This window comes from Gordonia amicalis, from assembly GCF_022059885.1.
GTDB classification, from domain to species: Bacteria; Actinomycetota; Actinomycetes; order Mycobacteriales; family Mycobacteriaceae; genus Gordonia; species Gordonia amicalis.
On record NZ_CP091855.1, the window covers coordinates 3,663,380 to 3,680,150 of the forward strand.

Below are 16,771 nucleotides of genomic sequence, written 5' to 3' on the forward strand. Positions count from 1 at the left end.
CGGCCGGATCATCCGGCCGGGTTCTCTCGTGTTCGGGTCCGGTGCCGGTCAGCGCCACGTCCGCAGAGCGGCAATGCGTTCCTTGAGCTGCTCGGCGCTGGCCATCGCCGTCGGCGGACCACCCAACCTGGTTCGGAGCTCGTTGTGCACCATGCCGTGCGGCTTGCCGGTGCGGTGATGGTGCATGGCGACCAGGGTGTTGAGTTCCTTGCGCAGCGCGTGCAGGTTCTCCCCGGTGGTGCCGGGACCGCGCCCGGGCTCCGGTTGTTCGGACGCGGACTCCGCCGCGGGGGCCGACGTCCGGGACACGACCTGCTCGGCCTGACGCTTCTGCAGGAGTGCCCGCACCTGATCGGCGTCGAGGAGCCCCGGCAGGCCGAGATAGTCCGATTCCTCGTCGCTGCCGGCGAAGGTCGCCGTGCCGAACGACGCGCCGTCGAAGATGACCTGGTCGAGTTCGGCGTCGGCGTGCAGCGACTGGAACGCCGGCTCGTCCTCCCCCGGTTCGTCCTTCTGTTTGTTCGCATCGATCAACAGCTGATCGTCGAGACCGTCGCTCTCGCGGTGCGGCTTGCCGAGGACGTGGTCGCGCTGGGCCTCCATCTGGCTCGCGAGGTCGAGCAGCACCGGGACGGACGGCAGGAACACGCTCGCGGTCTCGCCGGGGCGCCGCGACCGCACGAATCGACCGATCGCCTGCGCGAAGAACAGCGGCGTCGACGAGCTGGTGGCGTAGACGCCGACCGCGAGCCGCGGCACGTCGACGCCCTCGGACACCATGCGCACCGCGATCATCCACTCGTCCTTCGACGCGGAGAACTCAGCGATCCGCGACGACGACTTGGGGTCGTCGGAGAGGACCAGGGTCGGCTGCTTGCCGGTGATGGCGGTAAGCAGTTCGGCATAGTCGCGGGCGGTCGACTGGTCGGTCGCGATGACCAGACCGCCGGCGTCGGGCATGCCGCTGGCACGCAGCTGGCCGAGTCGGGTGTGAGCGGCGGTGAGGACCGCGGGGATCCAGTCGCCGTGGGGATCCAGGGCGGTCCGCCAGGCCCGGGCGGTGTGCTCGGCCGACAGCGGCTCACCAAGCCGAGCGGTGAACTCCTCACCGGCGCTGGTCCGCCAGCTCGCCTCACCCGAGTACGCGAGGAACACCACCGGACGGACGACGCCGTCCTTCAGGGCGTCGGCGTAGCCGTAGGTGTGGTCGGCCTTGGAACGCTGGTTTCCGCCGGGTTCGGGCTCGTAGACGACGAACGGGATCGGCGAGTCGTCGGAGCGGAACGGCGTACCGGTGAGCAGCAGTCGGCGTTCGGCGTCGTCGAAGGCCTCGCGGATCGCTTCGCCCCACGACTTGGCGTCGCCGCCGTGGTGGATCTCGTCGAGGATCACGAGGGTCCGCCGGTTCTCGGTGCGGACCCGGTGCTTGGTCGGGTGTGCCGCGACCTGGGCGTAGGTGAGGACCACGCCGTGGTAGTCGGAGCTGGTCTGACCGGCCGAGTTGGAGAAACGCGAATCCAGTGCGATACCCACGCGCGCGGCCGCCTCCGCCCACTGGTGCTTGAGGTGCTCGGTCGGCGCGACGACGGTGATCTGCTCGACGGTGCGGTCGTCGAGCAACTCGCGGGCGACCCGTAGACCGAACGTCGTCTTACCGGCACCGGGGGTCGCCACCGCGAGGAAGTCCTTCGGCTTGCGCGTCAGGTACTTGGTGAGTGCACGGCGCTGCCACGCACGCAGCTGAGGCCGGTTGGGGGCCGCGGCATCGGTCCCGGCGCTGGTGGAGGGTTCGGCTGACGTCACGTGTGTGCTGCTCCTGACGGCGTACGGATTCCCTACCGGGCATGAAATGACCCCTCGCGTTGGGAGGACCCGCGCCGAAGGGGACCCGGCAATCGTACCGCCGGGGCCGCCCCGCCCCCGCATCGCGACACCCCCTCGTCGCGGCTCGCCGACAGCCGCGTGCGCATCCCCGCGTGGTCACTCCGAACGACGCGCCTGGTGACCCGGGTACCCTTCCGGGCCCTTGATCGGGGATATTGAACTCATCACAACGCGAAAGAGGAACCCGGTACCGCTGGCCGGCGACGCGACGTCGCCGGTGGCTGCCGTGTGTCCGAATCCGTCGAACGCCGTGACCGCGCCGCTCGACGCCGGTCAACGCGACACCAGTCCACTCGACACCACGTTTCGGACTCCTCGCCGGCCCGCCCCGTTCGTCGGGGACACCTCGGCGTCCGGCGACACCGCTCCTGCATCACGAGACGTCCCCGTCATGCCCGAATCCCCCAGGACGACGACCGGAGCGGAGAAGCGGGCGGAGCCCGAGGACGCCGAGAAGGAGGCGAAGCCCGAAGGCGTCGACGAACCCGTCCCCGCGAGCCGCGCGAAGGCGCCCGACTCCGACGGCACCGAGGACGAACCCGGCCCCCCGGTACTACCCAACATCCACCGGGTGGTGTGGCGCACGATCGTGAAATCCTGGGACGACGGGATCATCGGTTGGGCGGCGCAGGCCGCGTTCTGGCAGGCGCTCTCCCTGCCCCCGCTACTGCTCGGGCTCCTCGGCTCGGTCGGTTACGTCGCGGGCTGGTTCGGTCCCGGCACCGTCGACATCGTCTACGACCGCATCATCGAATTCGCGCAGCGCACCTTCACCGAGACCGTCGTCGACGACCTGATCACCCCGACCGTCGACAGCGTGCTGGGCCGGGGCCGCATCGGACTCATGTCGGTGGGTTTCATCCTGTCGCTGTGGGCGGGCTCCTCGGCGATGTCGTGCTTCATCGCCTCGATCGCGAAGGCGCACGACCAGCACGAGGTCCGACATCCGGTGTGGCAGCGCTTCTTCGCGCTGTTCCTCTATGTCGGCTTCCTCTTCGTGGCGGTCTTCCTGCTGCCGCTGGTCGCCCTCGGACCGAACTATCTGCGGGCCATCGTGCCCGCGTCCTGGGGATCGTTCGTGACCACACTCATCGACTACGGCTACTTCCCGTTCGTCGCCGTCCTGCTGCTGTTCGTCCTCACGACGCTCTACCACCTGGCACTGCCCAATCCGCTCCCGTGGCACCGGCTCATCGGCGGCGCGATCGTCGCGGGCGTCTTCTTCTGGGTCGCCAGCTACGTCTTGCGCATCTACCTGACGAAGATCACCGAGGCCGGCGTGTCCTACGGTGCGCTGGCGACGCCCATCGCCTTCCTGCTGTTCACCTTCTCGCTCGGCTTCGGCATCGTCATCGGCGCCGAGTTCAACGCGGCGGTGCAGCAGTTCTGGCCGGCCAAGGCGTCCACGACGACCCAGGTCCGGCATTGGGTCAACTCGCAGACCTCCGACATCACCGGTCAGCTCAAGACGATCCCCGACCGGCTGTCGTCGGGACCGATCCGCCGGCCCACGCGTGACCGCGGGAGCGACTGACCGGTCCCGGCGCCCGCTCGGCTATTTGCGCAGTTTGGCGTAGATCTTCTTGCACTTCGGGCACACCGGCGAACCCGGCTTGGCCGCCCGGGTCACCGGGAAGGTCTCGCCGCAGAGCGCGACCACGTGGCTGCCCATCACGGCGCTCTCCGCGATCTTGTCCTTCTTGACGTAGTGGAAGAACTTGGGCCGGTCGTCGTCACTGCTGTCGGTGGCGTCGGCTTCGGACCGCTCGTCGGTCTCGGTGTCGGTCCACTCGTCGAGATCGGGGCGTTCGATGGTTTCAGTTGCCATTGCTCTATTGTGCGTCACCGGGGCACCCGGGGCACAGAGAGGCCGCTGCGCATCCGGCACAGGGCGGCGCCCGGGCCCGGAATCCGTGAGTGCAAAGAGCAACCGAAAGTGGGACAGTGGAGAGGGTGTTCGAACAAAGGGATTCCATGGGCGCGAACGGCAATGAGCCGCACGGCCACCACGAGGACTCGAAGCGCTTCGGCAGGTCGGAACATCCGGCCGTGCCCGCCGAGACCTTCCTGATCACCGACGCCCAGGACTCCCTCGAGGCGCAGCAGAAGGCCCGTGTCCGCAAGTACCTGATCATGATGGCGTTCCGCGTCCCCGCGCTGATCATCGCCGGCGTCGCCTACTCGCTCACCGGTTCGGGGCTTCTTGCGCTGGCCATCGTCGCCGTCTCCATCCCGCTGCCCTGGATGGCGGTGCTCATCGCCAACGACCGGCCGCCGCGCAAGCGGGGGGAGGTACCTCTCTACAAGTACGGCGCCGATCATCACGTCGTCGGCCCTCCCGCCCTCTCGCGCACCGAACAGCAACTCCCCCACCGCACCGTCGACGGTCACGTGGTCGACCCCGACGACGACTGAGTCACCGTCGATCCCGACGACCGACGGGGCGGGACCGCAGCGGGTTCCCCCGCGGCCCGACATCTCAGCAACTTCTCAGCCGTCCCTGCGAATCGGTGAAAGTCTTCGCAGGTCACCAAGCCTCCTCCGGGTTTGCGACGAATCACTTTCGGGAACTATCGCCAACGCATGGACGTTGGACCCAGTGAACGTATTCAAGTCAGGAGGCCGCATGTCACGCTCGACAGTTGCACGTTCGACCCCGACCACAGGTTTCGCGGATCCGTCCGCCCCGGGCACCCGCCCGGCGATGACGGAACAGGATCTCGACGCCCAGTCGCCCGCCGCGGACCTCGTCCGCGTCTACCTCAACGGGATCGGACGCACCGCTCTCCTCAACGCAGAGCAGGAGGTCGAACTCGCCAAGCAGATCGAGGCCGGCCTCTACGCCAAGCACGTCCTGGCAACCAAGAAGCGCCTCTCGGCAACCAAGAAGCGCGACCTGGCGACCATCGTCCGCGAGGGTGAGGCCGCACGGTCCCATCTGCTCGAGGCGAATCTCCGTCTCGTCGTCTCGCTGGCCAAGCGCTACACCGGTCGCGGAATGCCGCTCCTCGACCTCATCCAGGAGGGCAACCTGGGTCTGATCCGCGCCATGGAGAAGTTCGACTACGCGAAGGGCTTCAAGTTCTCGACCTACGCGACGTGGTGGATCCGCCAGGCGATCACCCGCGGCATGGCCGACCAGAGCCGCACCATCCGGCTCCCCGTCCATCTCGTCGAGCAGGTGAACAAGCTCGCCCGCATCAAGCGGGAGCTTCATCAGCAGCTCGGTCGCGAGGCCACCGACGATGAACTGGCCAGCGAGTCGGGCATCCCGGCCGAGAAGATCGCCGATCTGCTCGACCACAGCCGCGACCCGGTGAGCCTGGACATGCCGGTCGGCAGCGACGAGGAGGCCCCGCTCGGCGACTTCATCGAGGACGCCGAGGCCACTTCCGCCGAGAACGCCGTCATCGCCGGTCTGCTGCACTCGGACATCCGTGCGGTACTGGCGACCCTGGACGAGCGCGAACAGCAGGTCATCCGGATGCGCTACGGCCTCGATGACGGTCAGCCGCGCACCCTCGATCAGATCGGCCGCATGTTCGGGCTGTCGCGCGAGCGCGTGCGACAGATCGAGCGCGAGGTCATGGGCAAGCTCCGCGCCGGCGATCGTGCCGAGCGTCTGCGCGCCTACGCCAGCTGACGTCCTCTGGTTCGAGAGCCTCCTAGCTCAACCGCCTCGGTCCGGTGTCCCGCCTGTCGGGCACCGGGCCGACGCGTATCTGGGCATTGAGTACCGATGCGCCGTCCACCGAGACGAGGATGGGGTCGCACAGCACCTCGCGCACCTCGGGGATGTCGTCGACCAGGGTGGAGATCCGCAGGAGCAGGTCGACGAGCGCCTCCTTGTCGGCTGGCTCCTCACCGCGGTAGCCGTTGAGGAGCGGCGCCGATCGCGGCTCGTCGATCAGTTCTCGCGCGTCGAGTTCGGCGAGCGGGATCGCGCGATACCCGTGATCGCCCAGCAGGTCGAAGGTCCGTCCCGACAGCCCGAACGAGATCACCGAACCGAAGGACTCGTCGTCGCGGACTCGGATGACCGTGCCGACGCCCTTCGGTGCCATCTTCTGGACGTGGAGGACGTGGTCGCCGGTCAGCTCGCTCAGCTCGGCGAAGGCGTTCACGACGGCGGTCGCGTCGGGCAGGTCGAGCCGGGCGCCCTCGCGGTCGAGACGTCCCCGCCACTTCGACGAGGTCGCCTTCACCGCGACCGGGAAGCCGAGTTCGCGGGCCGCCGCCGACGCCTCGTGCATCGTCGTGACCTCACGGAACGGGACGACCGAGATGCCGTACCACCGCAGCAGCCTCGCCGACTCGACCTGGCCGAGAAGACGGTCCGACGACGAGCCGTCGGAGTCCATCGCCTCGCGGACGTACATGCGGGCCGCCTCCGGATCGGTGCCCTCGGCCCGATGGACGACCGACTCCGGCCGCATCCGCCACTTGGCGTACTGCCAGGCGCGCGCGAGAGCTGCTGCGGCGCGCTCCGGGCTGGCATAGGACGGGATGGAGCCGCGTTCGGGCAGACCGTTCGGGCCGGGTTTCGTGAGGCCCGGCGGGATACCCTCGACGGCGAGGAACGTGGTGACGATCGGTTTGGCACCGTCGGCACCGGGGGTGTTGGCCGCGGCCATGAGCGCGCGGGCGTGCCAGTCGGCGTCGACGGCCACCGGCGGCACGAAGACGACGACGATCGCGTCGACGCCGGTGTCGGTCATTGCCGCCGACACGGCGTCCTCGAACAGTTCCTCCGTCGCCCCCGCGCCGAGATCGATGTTGTCGACCACCTCCAGGCCGCCGTTGCGGGCCTGGTCGGCGGCGAGGCTGCCCAACACCGACGAGTTGCCGATGATGCGGACGCGGGGTCCGCGCGGCAGCGGCTGATAGGCGAACAACGCCGCGCAGTCGAACAGTTCGGGGATCGTGTCGACCTGGATGACACCGGCCTGCTCGAGCATCATGCGCGCGATCTGGTCGTCGAAGTTGGCCGCGGACCGGGCCGCGCGCACCGGGCTCATCGCTCCCCTGCCCGACTTCACCGCCACGATCGGCTTGGCCCGCGACACCCGGCGGGAGATGCGGGAGAACTTCCGCGGGTTACCGAAGCTCTCGAGGTAGAGCAGGATCACATCGGTCGAGGCGTCGCTGTCCCAGTACTGCAGCAGGTCGTTGCCGGAGACGTCCGCGCGATTCCCGGCGGAGACGAAGGTCGACAACCCGATCTGGCGCCGGGCGGCGGTGTCGAGGATCGCGATGCCCAATGCGCCGGACTGGCAGAAGAACCCGACCCGGCCGGCGGCGGGGATGCGCGGCGCGAGCGTGGCGTTCAGCGCGATACCGGCGTCGTTGTTGGCCACGCCCAGCGCGTTCGGGCCGACGAGCCGCATGCCGTGTTCGCGGACCTGCGCGACGAGGCGTCGCTCGTTCTCCAGACCCTCCTCCTCGCCGGAGTCACCGAAACCGGACGACACGACGACGAGGGTCCGCACGCCCTTCACCAGGCAGTCGTCGAGGACGTCGTTGACCCGGGACGCCGGGACCGCGACCACCGCGAGGTCCACCGGATCCGGGATGTCGCGCACCGTCTCGTAGGCGCGGATGCCGCGCACCGACGGCGGACGTTCGTGAGTGCGCCGCCGGTTCGGCGACGTCGGGCGGCCCGGGCGCTGTGACCCGGGGCTCGGCGGTTCCTCCTCGACTCGGGCGGGCCCGTTCACCGGGAAGACCGGACCGGTGAACCCCCCGGCGATGATGTTGGCCAGCAGCGCGTTTCCGACCTTGTTCGGGTCGGTCGACGCGCCGATCACCGCGACCGAGGTCGGGCGCAGCAGGTTCGCGACGCTGCGGGCTTCCGACGCGTTCTCGCGGGCGTTGCGCACCGACAGCAGTGCCTCGGTGGGGTCGATCAGGAACTCCACATGCACCGTCGAGCCGTCGAAGCTGCGGGCCAGCTGGTAGCCGGCGTCCCGGAACACGGCGACCATGTTCGGGTTCTCGCTGAGCACCTCGGCCTCGAAGCGGGTGAAACCGTTCTCGGCCGCGGCGCCGGCGAGATGTTCGAGCAGGACCGGTCCGAGGCCGCGGCCCTGGTGTTCGTCGGCGACGACGAAGGCGACCTCGGCCGACTCCGGCTTGCCGTCGAAGGCGAGCCCCTCGTAGATGCCGACGGCGATGATCTCGCCACCGAGCACCGCCACGATCGCGACGCGCTGCTGGTGGTCGACGGTCGTCATCCGCGCCACCTCACGGGGCGGCAGGGTGGGCGTCGGACCGAAGTACCGCATGTAGCGGGTTCGTTCGGAGAGCTTGGAATGGAAGGCGACGATCCGGTCGGCGTCGTCGGGCACGATGGGCCGCAGGTGCACGACACCGCCGTCGGAGGCCAGCACGTCGGCTATCCAGTGCCGCGGATAGTCCCAGGCGCCACGGGGTTCGGGCTGATCGGCCAACGCCTGCGGCGCGGTCGTGGAGTGTTCTGGGGTGGACGACACGTCCTGATCAGTCACGGGGATCCTCCGGGTCGAGACCGTGCAGAGGGTACACCGCGCGGCGGGTCGCGAGGATGGCGCGATCGGTCTGTCGCTGTGCCGTCGCGCTCACCCCCTCGGGCGGCTCCTGGCCGGCGTCGCCGTCCCACGGCTGATAATCGACGTCACCGCCGTCACCCATCACCCCGACCGGCGGCCGGGCGTAGTCGGAATGCACCTGCGTCGAGATCTGTTCGGCTGTGGCGCACCAGGATTCGTCGATGGTCGCGGTGACGTCCACCTCGCGGTCGAGCGCCACGCCCAGCAGGTGGGTCCAGCTGCGCGGCACCACGTTGACCACGCCGTATCCGCCGCCGCCGACCGCGATCCAGCGCCCCTCGCAGTACTTGTCGGCGAGCTCACGCATCGCGATCATCGCCGCGCGCTGACCGTCGACGGTGAGCGACAGGTCGGTGAGCGGGTCGGCGCGATGACTGTCGGCGCCGCACTGGCTGACGATGATCTGCGGTTTGAACCCGGCGATCAGCGACGGCACGACGGCGTGGAAGGCCCGCAGCCACAGCCGATCCTCGGTGTTGGGCATCAGCGCGAGGTTGACCGCACTCCCCTGCGCGTCGCCGTCGCCGACCTCGGTCGGCCAGCCGGTCCCCGGCCACAGCGTCGCCGGATGCTGGTGCAGCGAGACCGTCATCACCCGCGGATCCGCCGCGAACTCCACCTGGACGCCGTCGCCGTGATGGGCGTCGACGTCGATGTAGGCGATCCGGTCGAATCCCTTGTCCAGCAGATATCTGATCGCGATCGCGCAGTCGTTGTAGATGCAGAAGCCCGCGGCGCGTGCCCGCATCGCGTGATGCATGCCGCCGCCGATGTTGACCGCGCGGGTCGCAGCGCCGGAGGCCACGGTCTGCGCGGCGGCGAGGGTGCCGCCGACGAGGAGCCGGGCGGCCTCGTGCATCCCGGCGAACACCGGGTTGTCGGCGTCGCCGAGTCCGAACAGCCGCTCGAGGAGCGGACCGGACAGCGACGCGGTGCCGGAACCCACCGCGCGGACGGCGTCGATGTAGTCGCGGCTGTGCACCACGGTGAGCGCGTCGTCGTCGATGGCCTGCGGCGGGACGGTCTCGACGTCGTCGAGCACGCCGAGGCTCTGGGCGAGGGTCATCGTCAGCGCGAGCCTCACGGGGTTCATCGGGTGGGTGTGGGCCCACCGGTAGGACAGGAAGTCCTCGCTCCAGATGACGGCCGTCGCAGAAGTGTCGGTCACACGTTCAGGCTAGTGGTTCAACTCGCGGCCGGGTGAGCGATGTCGGTTCGACCACACGTGCGTACCGTCAGGGTCGTGGTGACGAGACGACGGCCCCTGAGAGGGCGGTCACCGTGGGTAAACAGGGTAATCTTGGCGGGGACGAAAGGGATTGGGCACAGTGAACGATCTGGTTGACACCACCGAGATGTATCTGCGGACGATCTACGACCTCGAGGAAGAGGGGATCGTGCCGCTGCGGGCGCGCATCGCCGAGCGCCTCGACCAAAGCGGTCCGACCGTGTCCCAGACCGTTGCCCGGATGGAGCGCGACGGACTTCTGCGCGTCGCGGGCGACCGCCACCTCGAGCTGACCGAGCGCGGCCGTTCGCTGGCCGTCGCGGTGATGCGCAAGCATCGCCTCGCCGAGCGGCTCCTGGTCGATGTGATCGGCATGCCCTGGGATCAGGTCCACGAGGAGGCCTGCCGCTGGGAGCACGTCATGAGCGAGAACGTCGAACGTCGTCTGCTCGCCGTGCTCGAGTACCCGACGACCTCGCCCTACGGCAACCCGATCCCGGGTCTGGAACTGCTCGGCGTCGAGGTGCCCACTACCGACGACGGCGCGACCCGTCTCGCAGATCTGCCCGCCGGCGACACCGTGGCCGTCATCGTGCGGCGCCTGTCGGAGCACGCACAGTCCGACGTGGGTCTCATCTCGCAGCTGCGGGAGGCCGGGGTGGTGCCGAATGCCCGGGTGACGGTGACCAACTCCGCGGGCATCATCACGATCAACACGCCCGGGCACGAGGGTCTGGAGCTCTCCCCGGACATGGCGCACTCGGTGTTCGTCGAGAAGGTCGTCGAGAAGGTCTGAGGCAGTGAAGGTCTGAGGCAGTAGAAGTCTGAGGCAGTGAAGGTCTGAGGCCGTCACATCCGGAGATCACCCGGCGGCGCGCCGGGTGATCTCCGGCATCCGCACCCCGAGCGCCAGGGCGGTGGCGTACGAACCGTCGATCATCTCCCACAGTTTGCCGGGTCGGACTCCCGAGCGCAGGCAGCCGTCGAGGAGTCCGGCGAGCTTCGCGTCCGGGTCGGATTCGAGGGCGACGTCGAGTGCGACGCCCGCGTAGGCCCCTTCCCCACCGATGTAGTGCAGGTGCGCGAGCAGGGTCGCGGCCCCGGCCCGTCCGGGCCCGGCGAGTCGCCGGGTGAGTTCCCGCCAGACCAGCTCAGCGTCCTCCCGTAGGTCGGTGACCGCGAGGACGAGCAGCGCATCGCGGGTGCGGGGTCGTACGACGGCCTGTTCCAGCAGCGCGACCTCGGTGCAGTCCAGCGACTCCCCGGCGTCGGCGATCGAGTCCATCACCAGGTCCAGCAGGTGTGCGTCGGACAGCGACCCGACCGGGAGGACCCGACAGTCGTCGCAGTCCGGGCCCGGCCGTGAGGCGCTGCATTCGCCGTCGACGGGTTCGAGCATCGCCCGCATCTCCGACCGGCGCGGCAGGATTCGACGGCCCGATTTCACGGCCTCGGCGATGGCGGTCGGACAGGTCTGCGGATCGTCGAGAACTCCACCGTGGTCGTCGACGACGTCGATCGACCACGCCTGCCCGTCGGGACACCAGATGACCGACCACGGCGCCCCGGGATCGAACGCGGCCACCGCGAATCCGGCAGCGACGCCCCCGATCGCGCCGAAGTGCCGGTCGGCGATCGCGAGCACCCGCCGATATTGCGCACTGTCGGCCGGAAAACGGTCGTCGGCGACTATCGCCACGACCTCCTCGGCGCCATAGGAATCTGTGATCGACCCGAGGCCGGCCAGCACCGTGGACAGCTCGGGTGTCGGGTTCCCGGTGTCGTCGAGGGCCAGGTCGTGTCGCATGGTGGCCGAGATCCCACGGTCGGGCGCGAAGGCGACGACGATGATCGAGCGCTCCGGCAGGAAGCCGAGCAGCGCCGGGATCGCCGTGAGCAGCGTCGTCGGATCGATGGGGTCACGGTAGAGGCGCGAGGACGCCGAGAATCCGGGCATGCACGAGAGCATCTGTCGTGCCCGGCCCCCACGACGGCGAGCCGGGAGACCTGTGGACAACCTCCGCGGCCCGTCCACAGGCCGGCGGGTCTCAGCCGAAGGCCGCCGACACCGCCTTCGTGAACAGCTCGTCGAGCGCCGCCGAATCCTCTGCGGGTACCGGACCTGCTGCGGGCCAACGATATTCGGCATACACGCGAACCCCGTCGCGCTCGCCGATCAGGGCGAGCGAGCTGGTGGTCACCGGCGCGGTACCACCACCGGTGACGATCGTGCGACGGATGGTCGCGGTCGCGACGCCGTCGGGTGCCGGCGGTGCGGGCAGGACCTCAGTGGTCACTGTCGACGACGCACCGAAGGTCGTCGTGGTCAGTTCCGGGCATTTCTCGGCGCGGCCCACGACCTCGGCGAGCGACGTGTCGACGTGTGCGACGACGGTGGTCAGGGTCGATCGTTCCGCGGTCCCGGGACCGAGAAGGGCGACCGCGCCGTCGGCGGACACCGGTGAGGGTGCGCACTCGGCCGGTGACACCTCGGTGTTGCTCCCCTGTCCGGGTGCCGGACCACCGGTGACGTCGGCGAGCGCGTTGGCCACCGCCTGAGGCGGGATCGGGCTCGCCGGACCACCCGGGAAATCCGAGGCGGCCACCGACCTCGACGACAGGTCCGGATTCGACGACTGGGCGTCGCCCTGGATCGAGCACGCCGACAGGACGCCACCGGCGAGAACGGTGCAGGCAGCGGCCAGCACGAACACGCGCAGGCGGCGGCCACAAGACGTACGGGGCGTAACGGTTGCCGGGGTCACAGCGATCTACTGTGCCACCGCGACCGCTCACCCACGCGGGTGACACACCCAATTCGGGAATCCCCGGCGCGACGATGTCGTTGCACTGTTGGTGTTTCGCCGGATGCCCGTGCTCACCCGCGACCCCGGTGCGAGACAATGAGACATATGACGAGAATCCAGCCGTGCTGTGCCACGGCTGCCACGTACAAGGAGGGATGACGTGGACGAGCAACCTGCGCGGAACGACGCGCTGTACGAACTCGCCTTTCCCGCTCCGCAGGTCACCCGTGCCGATGGCACGGGCCCGGTTCTGATCCATGCGCTCGAGGGGTTCGCCGACGCCGGCCACGCCGTCGCGCTGGCGGCCACCCATCTCCGGGACAGCCTGGAGTCGGAACTGGTCGCGACGTTCTCCTCCGACGAACTGATGGACTACCGCTCCCGGCGCCCGACGATCTCGTTCAGCGGGGAGACCTTCACCGAGGTCGAGATGCCGGCACTGACGCTGCACGCGATCCGCGACAACGCGGGCAAGGGCTTCCTGCTGTTGGCGGGCGCCGAACCCGACCTGCGCTGGGAACAGTTCGTCGACGCGGTGCGCCGCCTGTCCGACCGACTCGGAGTCACGGATGTCATCGGTCTCAACGCGATCCCGATGGCGGTGCCGCATACGCGCCCGCCGTCGATCACCGCACACGGCAGCGACCCCGACGCCCTGGGGAACCTCCCCCGCTGGGGTTCGGCGATGAAGCTGCCGGCCAGTGCCTCGATGCTGCTCGAACTGCGGATGAGCGAGCACGACTACCGAGCCTCGGGCCTGTCGGTCCACGTGCCGCACTACCTGGCGCAGACCAACTACCCGGCCGCGTCCGCGCGACTGCTCGGCGCAGTCGCCGAGCTGGCCGGTCTGGACCTGCCGCTCGCCGCGCTGGAGAGCGCCGCCGCGAAGGTGCGCGCACAGGTGGACACCGAGGTCGAGGGCAACAGCGAGATCGAGTCGGTCGTCACCGCACTGGAGACCCAGTACGACACCTTCACGCAGGCCGCCGAGGAGCGCGCGTCGCTGTTGGCCGCCGAGGAGTCGCTGCCCAGCGGTGACGAGCTCGGTGCCGAACTCGAACGATTCCTCGCCGAACAGGCCGCCGAGCAGAGTTCGAAGGACGACGAGCCCGGAGACGAGGGACCGCAATCGTCGATCTGACCGCGAGCGCGGCGGCCCTGGCGCCCGTCGACGACGAGGACCAGGCGCTCGACACCTACACGCAGTGGTGGACCGATCGCGGCCTCGACCTGTACGAGCACCAGGAAGAGGCACTGCTCGAGCTGCTCGCCGGCAGCCACGTCATCCTGGCGACCCCGACCGGCTCGGGGAAGTCGCTCGTGGCCGCCGGCGCCCTGTATTTCGCGCGCTGCCGGGGTGAGCGCGCCTTCTACACCGCGCCGATCAAGGCCCTCGTCAGCGAGAAGTTCTTCGAGCTGTGCGCGATGTTCGGTGCCGACCAGGTCGGCCTGCTGACCGGTGACGCGACGGTCAACCCGGACGCGCCGATCATCTGCGCCACCGCCGAGATCGTCGCGAACCTCGCCCTAGCGGCCGGTGGCGACAGCGACATCGGCACGCTCGTCGCCGACGAGTTCCACTATTACGGTGAGCCCGACCGTGGCTGGGCGTGGCAGGTGCCGCTCATCGAGCTGCCCTCCACCCAGTTCCTGCTGATGTCGGCGACGCTCGGCGACGTCTCCTTCTTCGTCGACGACCTCACCCGCCGCACCGGCCGGGACACGGTCGAGGTCACCGGCGCCCAGCGTCCCGTGCCCCTCGAACACGACTATGCGATGACGCCCATCCACGAGACGATCGCCGATCTCGTCGAGCGCGGACGTGCACCGATCTACGTGGTGCACTTCACCCAGGCCGCTGCCGTCGAACGCGCGCAGGCATTGCTGAGCGTCAAGATCTGCGACAAGGAGCAGAAGGCCGCGATCGCCGAGGCCATCGGCGACTTCCGGTTCTCCACCGGCTTCGGCAACACCTTGTCGAAGCTGCTGCGCTCGGGCATCGGCGTCCATCACGCCGGGATGCTCCCCCGATACCGGCGGCTCGTCGAACGTCTTGCGCAGCAGGGACTGCTGAAGGTCATCGCCGGCACCGACACCCTCGGCGTGGGCATCAACGTGCCGATCCGGACGGTGTTGTTCGCCGGGCTGAGCAAATACGACGGCCGTCGCGTCCGCCGCCTCCGGGCGCGGGAGTTCCATCAGATCGCGGGCCGCGCCGGCCGGGCCGGCTTCGACACCGTCGGCTATGTGGTGGCCCAGGCACCCGAGCACGACGTGGAGAACGCCCGCGCCGTCGCCAAGGCCGGCGACGATCCCAAGAAGCTGCGGAAGCTGGTGCGCCGCAAGCCTCCCGAAGGCTTCGTATCCTGGGGTGAGAAGACCTTCACCCAGCTGATCGACGCACCCGACGAGCCGTTGCGGTCGCATTTCCAGATGACCACCGCGATGCTGCTCGAGGTCCTGGGTCGGCCCGGCGATTGTTTCGCCGCCGTCCGGCACCTGCTCGAGGACAACCACGAACCGCGTGATCGTCAACTGCGCCACATCAAGCACACCATCGAGTTGTACCGCGGTCTGCGCGATGCCGGGATCGTCGTGCAGCTCGACGCCCCCGATGAGACCGGACGGCACATCGCGATGAGCGTGGACATGCCGGAGAACTTCGCGCTGACCAATCCGCTGTCGGCCTTCGCGATGGCCACGTTCGAGATCCTCGACCCGGAGTCCTCCACGTACGCACTGGATGTGATCTCGATTCTCGAGTCGACGCTGGAGAACCCGCGGCCGTTGCTGCTGGCCCAGCGCAAGGTGGCCCGGGACGCGGCGATCGCCGAGATGAAGGCCGACGGGATCGAGTACGAGGAACGGATGTCGCGCCTGGAGGACATCTCCTGGCCGCAACCCCTCTTCGAGGAGATCTTCGGCGCGTTCGAGATCTATCGGCGCGGCCACCCCTGGGTGGCGTCGTTCCCGCCCAACCCGAAGTCGGTACTCCGCGAGATGCTGGAGAAGGCCATGACCTTCACCGAGCTGATCTCCGCGTACGGGCTGGCCCGGAGCGAGGGCGTCGTGCTGCGTTACCTGTCCGACTGCTATCGGGTTCTGCGCCAAGGTGTTCCGACCAGCGCCGTGACGCCGGAGATCGAACAGATCGTCGTCGACCTCGGCACCATGGTCCGCGAGGTCGATTCGAGCCTCGTCGACGAGTGGGAGGCACTCGCCGCCGAGGCTGCGGAGGCCTGACCGCCTAGACCGACGTGACGGCGCCCGTCTCGGCGACGAGCTCACCGATGATCGACCCGAGTTCCCGATACGACTCGTCGTGGCGTGCGGACCGCCGGAACACCAGCCCGATCCGGCGCCCCGGACGCGGCGAGGCGAACGTGGCGATCGCCAGGTCCCCCGATGCGGTCTCCGAGGCGACCGCGGTCTGCGGGATGAGGGTCACCCCGAGACCGCCGACGACGCAGTGCACGGCCGTCGTCAGCGACGCCGCGCGGGTCTGTCCCAGATCAGGACGCACACCCGCGAGCGCGCACACCTCCAGCGCCTGGTCCCGCAGGCAATGCCCCTCGTCGAGGAGCAGCAACGGCAGGTCGGCCAGGGCGCTGGGATCCACTCGGCGCTTTCCGGCGAGAGCGTGCCCGGCCGGCAGGGCGAGGACGAAATCCTCAGTGTAGAGCGGCACCTCGACGATCCCTGGGATCTCGAGCGGCAGCGCGAGGAGCGCCACGTCGAGCGTCCCGCCCCGCAGTTGCTCGACGAGACGGGCGGTCTGCTCCTCGACGACTCGAGGGCGCAGGTCGGGAAGTCTCTCACCGAGACCGCGCAGCACGGCCGGCAGCACATAGGGCGCGACGGTCGGGATGACACCGAGACGGATCGTCCCGTGCAACGGCCGTCCGGCACCCGCGGCCGCCGCCGTGAACTCGTCGACGGCGTCGACGGCCGCGATCGCCCGCGGCAGCAGTTCCTCTCCGTCCGGGGTCAGCAGGACGCGGCGCGTGGTGCGCTCCACGAGCGTCACCCCGAGGCCCGCCTCGAGCGCCGACAAGGCCTGCGAGAGCGAGGGCTGACTCACGCCCAAATCCGTTGCGGCGGCACCGAAGTGTCTGCGCTGGGCCAGGGCGACGAAGGCGCGCAGTCCGGCGACGGTCGGCTGATAAGTTTTATCGGGCATGGCTATCAGTGTAGTGCTACTAATCACGTTTCGCTTTCGCGCAAAATCCGGCACGATGGTACTCGTACGTCGCGAAATTCGTTCG

The 16,771-nt window shown here is 69.1% G+C and carries 13 protein-coding genes; 6 read left to right on the top strand and 7 right to left on the bottom strand.

Features of this window, described 5'->3' with window-relative positions; genetic code table 11:
- Nucleotides 1–48: 48 nt before the first annotated feature.
- The gene (locus IHQ52_RS16740) at nucleotides 49–1,803 is read right to left on the bottom strand and encodes a DEAD/DEAH box helicase (RefSeq protein WP_024498513.1); all 1,755 of its coding nucleotides are present in this window, start codon (nucleotides 1,801–1,803) and stop codon (nucleotides 49–51) included.
- Nucleotides 1,804–2,101: 298 nt separating this feature from the next.
- Here IHQ52_RS16740 and IHQ52_RS16745 point away from each other — a divergent pair, with 298 nt between their 5' ends.
- A complete protein-coding gene (locus IHQ52_RS16745; protein ID WP_024498512.1) occupies nucleotides 2,102–3,418 on the top strand; it encodes a YihY/virulence factor BrkB family protein in 1,317 nt (438 codons plus the stop codon).
- Between the two features lie 21 nt (nucleotides 3,419–3,439).
- On the opposite strand, the gene IHQ52_RS16750 is transcribed toward IHQ52_RS16745, so the two are convergent.
- Entirely contained in the window at nucleotides 3,440–3,712 is a 273-nt protein-coding gene (locus IHQ52_RS16750; protein ID WP_024498511.1) for a DUF3039 domain-containing protein, read from the bottom strand.
- A gap of 146 nt (nucleotides 3,713–3,858) precedes the next feature.
- On the opposite strand from IHQ52_RS16750, the gene IHQ52_RS16755 reads away from it, so the two are divergent.
- A complete protein-coding gene (locus IHQ52_RS16755; protein WP_024498510.1) occupies nucleotides 3,859–4,299 on the top strand; it encodes a DUF3099 domain-containing protein in 441 nt (146 codons plus the stop codon).
- Nucleotides 4,300–4,588: 289 nt separating this feature from the next.
- Complete coding sequence (locus tag IHQ52_RS16760) at nucleotides 4,589–5,527, top strand: sigma-70 family RNA polymerase sigma factor (RefSeq protein ID WP_174324729.1); 939 nt, start codon at nucleotides 4,589–4,591, stop codon at nucleotides 5,525–5,527.
- 22 nt (nucleotides 5,528–5,549) lie between these two features.
- Here the strand turns inward: IHQ52_RS16760 and IHQ52_RS16765 are convergent, their stop codons facing one another.
- Together IHQ52_RS16765 and IHQ52_RS16770 are read right to left on the bottom strand one after the other, a co-directional pair.
- Nucleotides 5,550–8,390 (bottom strand): bifunctional acetate--CoA ligase family protein/GNAT family N-acetyltransferase, encoded by a 2,841-nt coding sequence (locus tag IHQ52_RS16765; RefSeq protein WP_024498509.1) that lies wholly within the window; start codon nucleotides 8,388–8,390, stop codon nucleotides 5,550–5,552.
- Nucleotides 8,383–9,639 carry an acetoin utilization protein AcuC gene (locus IHQ52_RS16770; protein WP_024498508.1) on the bottom strand — a complete coding sequence of 419 codons (1,257 nt, stop codon included), beginning with the start codon at nucleotides 9,637–9,639 and terminating at the stop codon, nucleotides 8,383–8,385. The genes IHQ52_RS16765 and IHQ52_RS16770 overlap by 8 nt, the downstream gene beginning before the upstream one ends.
- A gap of 160 nt (nucleotides 9,640–9,799) precedes the next feature.
- Here IHQ52_RS16770 and IHQ52_RS16775 point away from each other — a divergent pair, with 160 nt between their 5' ends.
- Nucleotides 9,800–10,495, top strand: coding sequence for an iron-dependent transcriptional repressor DtxR (locus IHQ52_RS16775; RefSeq protein WP_024498507.1), 696 nt, complete (start codon nucleotides 9,800–9,802; stop codon nucleotides 10,493–10,495).
- A gap of 66 nt (nucleotides 10,496–10,561) precedes the next feature.
- Here IHQ52_RS16775 and IHQ52_RS16780 read toward each other — a convergent pair whose 3' ends face one another.
- The gene (locus tag IHQ52_RS16780) at nucleotides 10,562–11,656 is read right to left on the bottom strand and encodes a DUF4192 domain-containing protein (RefSeq protein WP_238063636.1); all 1,095 of its coding nucleotides are present in this window, start codon (nucleotides 11,654–11,656) and stop codon (nucleotides 10,562–10,564) included.
- 91 nt (nucleotides 11,657–11,747) lie between these two features.
- The gene (locus IHQ52_RS16785) at nucleotides 11,748–12,413 is read right to left on the bottom strand and encodes a hypothetical protein (RefSeq protein ID WP_024498505.1); all 666 of its coding nucleotides are present in this window, start codon (nucleotides 12,411–12,413) and stop codon (nucleotides 11,748–11,750) included.
- 253 nt (nucleotides 12,414–12,666) lie between these two features.
- Between IHQ52_RS16785 and IHQ52_RS16790 the strand changes: the two genes are divergently transcribed.
- Nucleotides 12,667–13,647, top strand: a complete 981-nt coding sequence (locus IHQ52_RS16790) for a PAC2 family protein (protein ID WP_024498504.1) — start codon at nucleotides 12,667–12,669, stop codon at nucleotides 13,645–13,647.
- Nucleotides 13,644–15,749: a DEAD/DEAH box helicase gene (locus tag IHQ52_RS16795; protein ID WP_035760358.1), complete on the top strand. Its 2,106-nt coding sequence runs from the start codon at nucleotides 13,644–13,646 to the stop codon at nucleotides 15,747–15,749. Before IHQ52_RS16790 ends, IHQ52_RS16795 begins: the two co-directional genes overlap by 4 nt.
- Before the next feature lie 4 nt (nucleotides 15,750–15,753).
- Here IHQ52_RS16795 and IHQ52_RS16800 read toward each other — a convergent pair whose 3' ends face one another.
- Complete coding sequence (locus tag IHQ52_RS16800) at nucleotides 15,754–16,686, bottom strand: hydrogen peroxide-inducible genes activator (RefSeq protein ID WP_024498503.1); 933 nt, start codon at nucleotides 16,684–16,686, stop codon at nucleotides 15,754–15,756.
- Nucleotides 16,687–16,771: the final 85 nt, after the last annotated feature.

Bases quoted from the DNA above. Each gene is read 5' to 3' on its own strand.
- IHQ52_RS16760 (WP_174324729.1), top strand. From the start codon at position 4,589: ATGACGGAACAGGATCTCGACGCCCAGTCGCCCGCCGCGGACCTCGTC.
- IHQ52_RS16750 (WP_024498511.1), bottom strand. From the start codon at position 3,712: ATGGCAACTGAAACCATCGAACGCCCCGATCTCGACGAGTGGACCGAC.
- IHQ52_RS16780 (WP_238063636.1), bottom strand. From the start codon at position 11,656: ATGCCCGGATTCTCGGCGTCCTCGCGCCTCTACCGTGACCCCATCGAT.
- IHQ52_RS16800 (WP_024498503.1), bottom strand. From the start codon at position 16,686: ATGCCCGATAAAACTTATCAGCCGACCGTCGCCGGACTGCGCGCCTTC.
- IHQ52_RS16755 (WP_024498510.1), top strand. From the start codon at position 3,859: ATGGGCGCGAACGGCAATGAGCCGCACGGCCACCACGAGGACTCGAAG.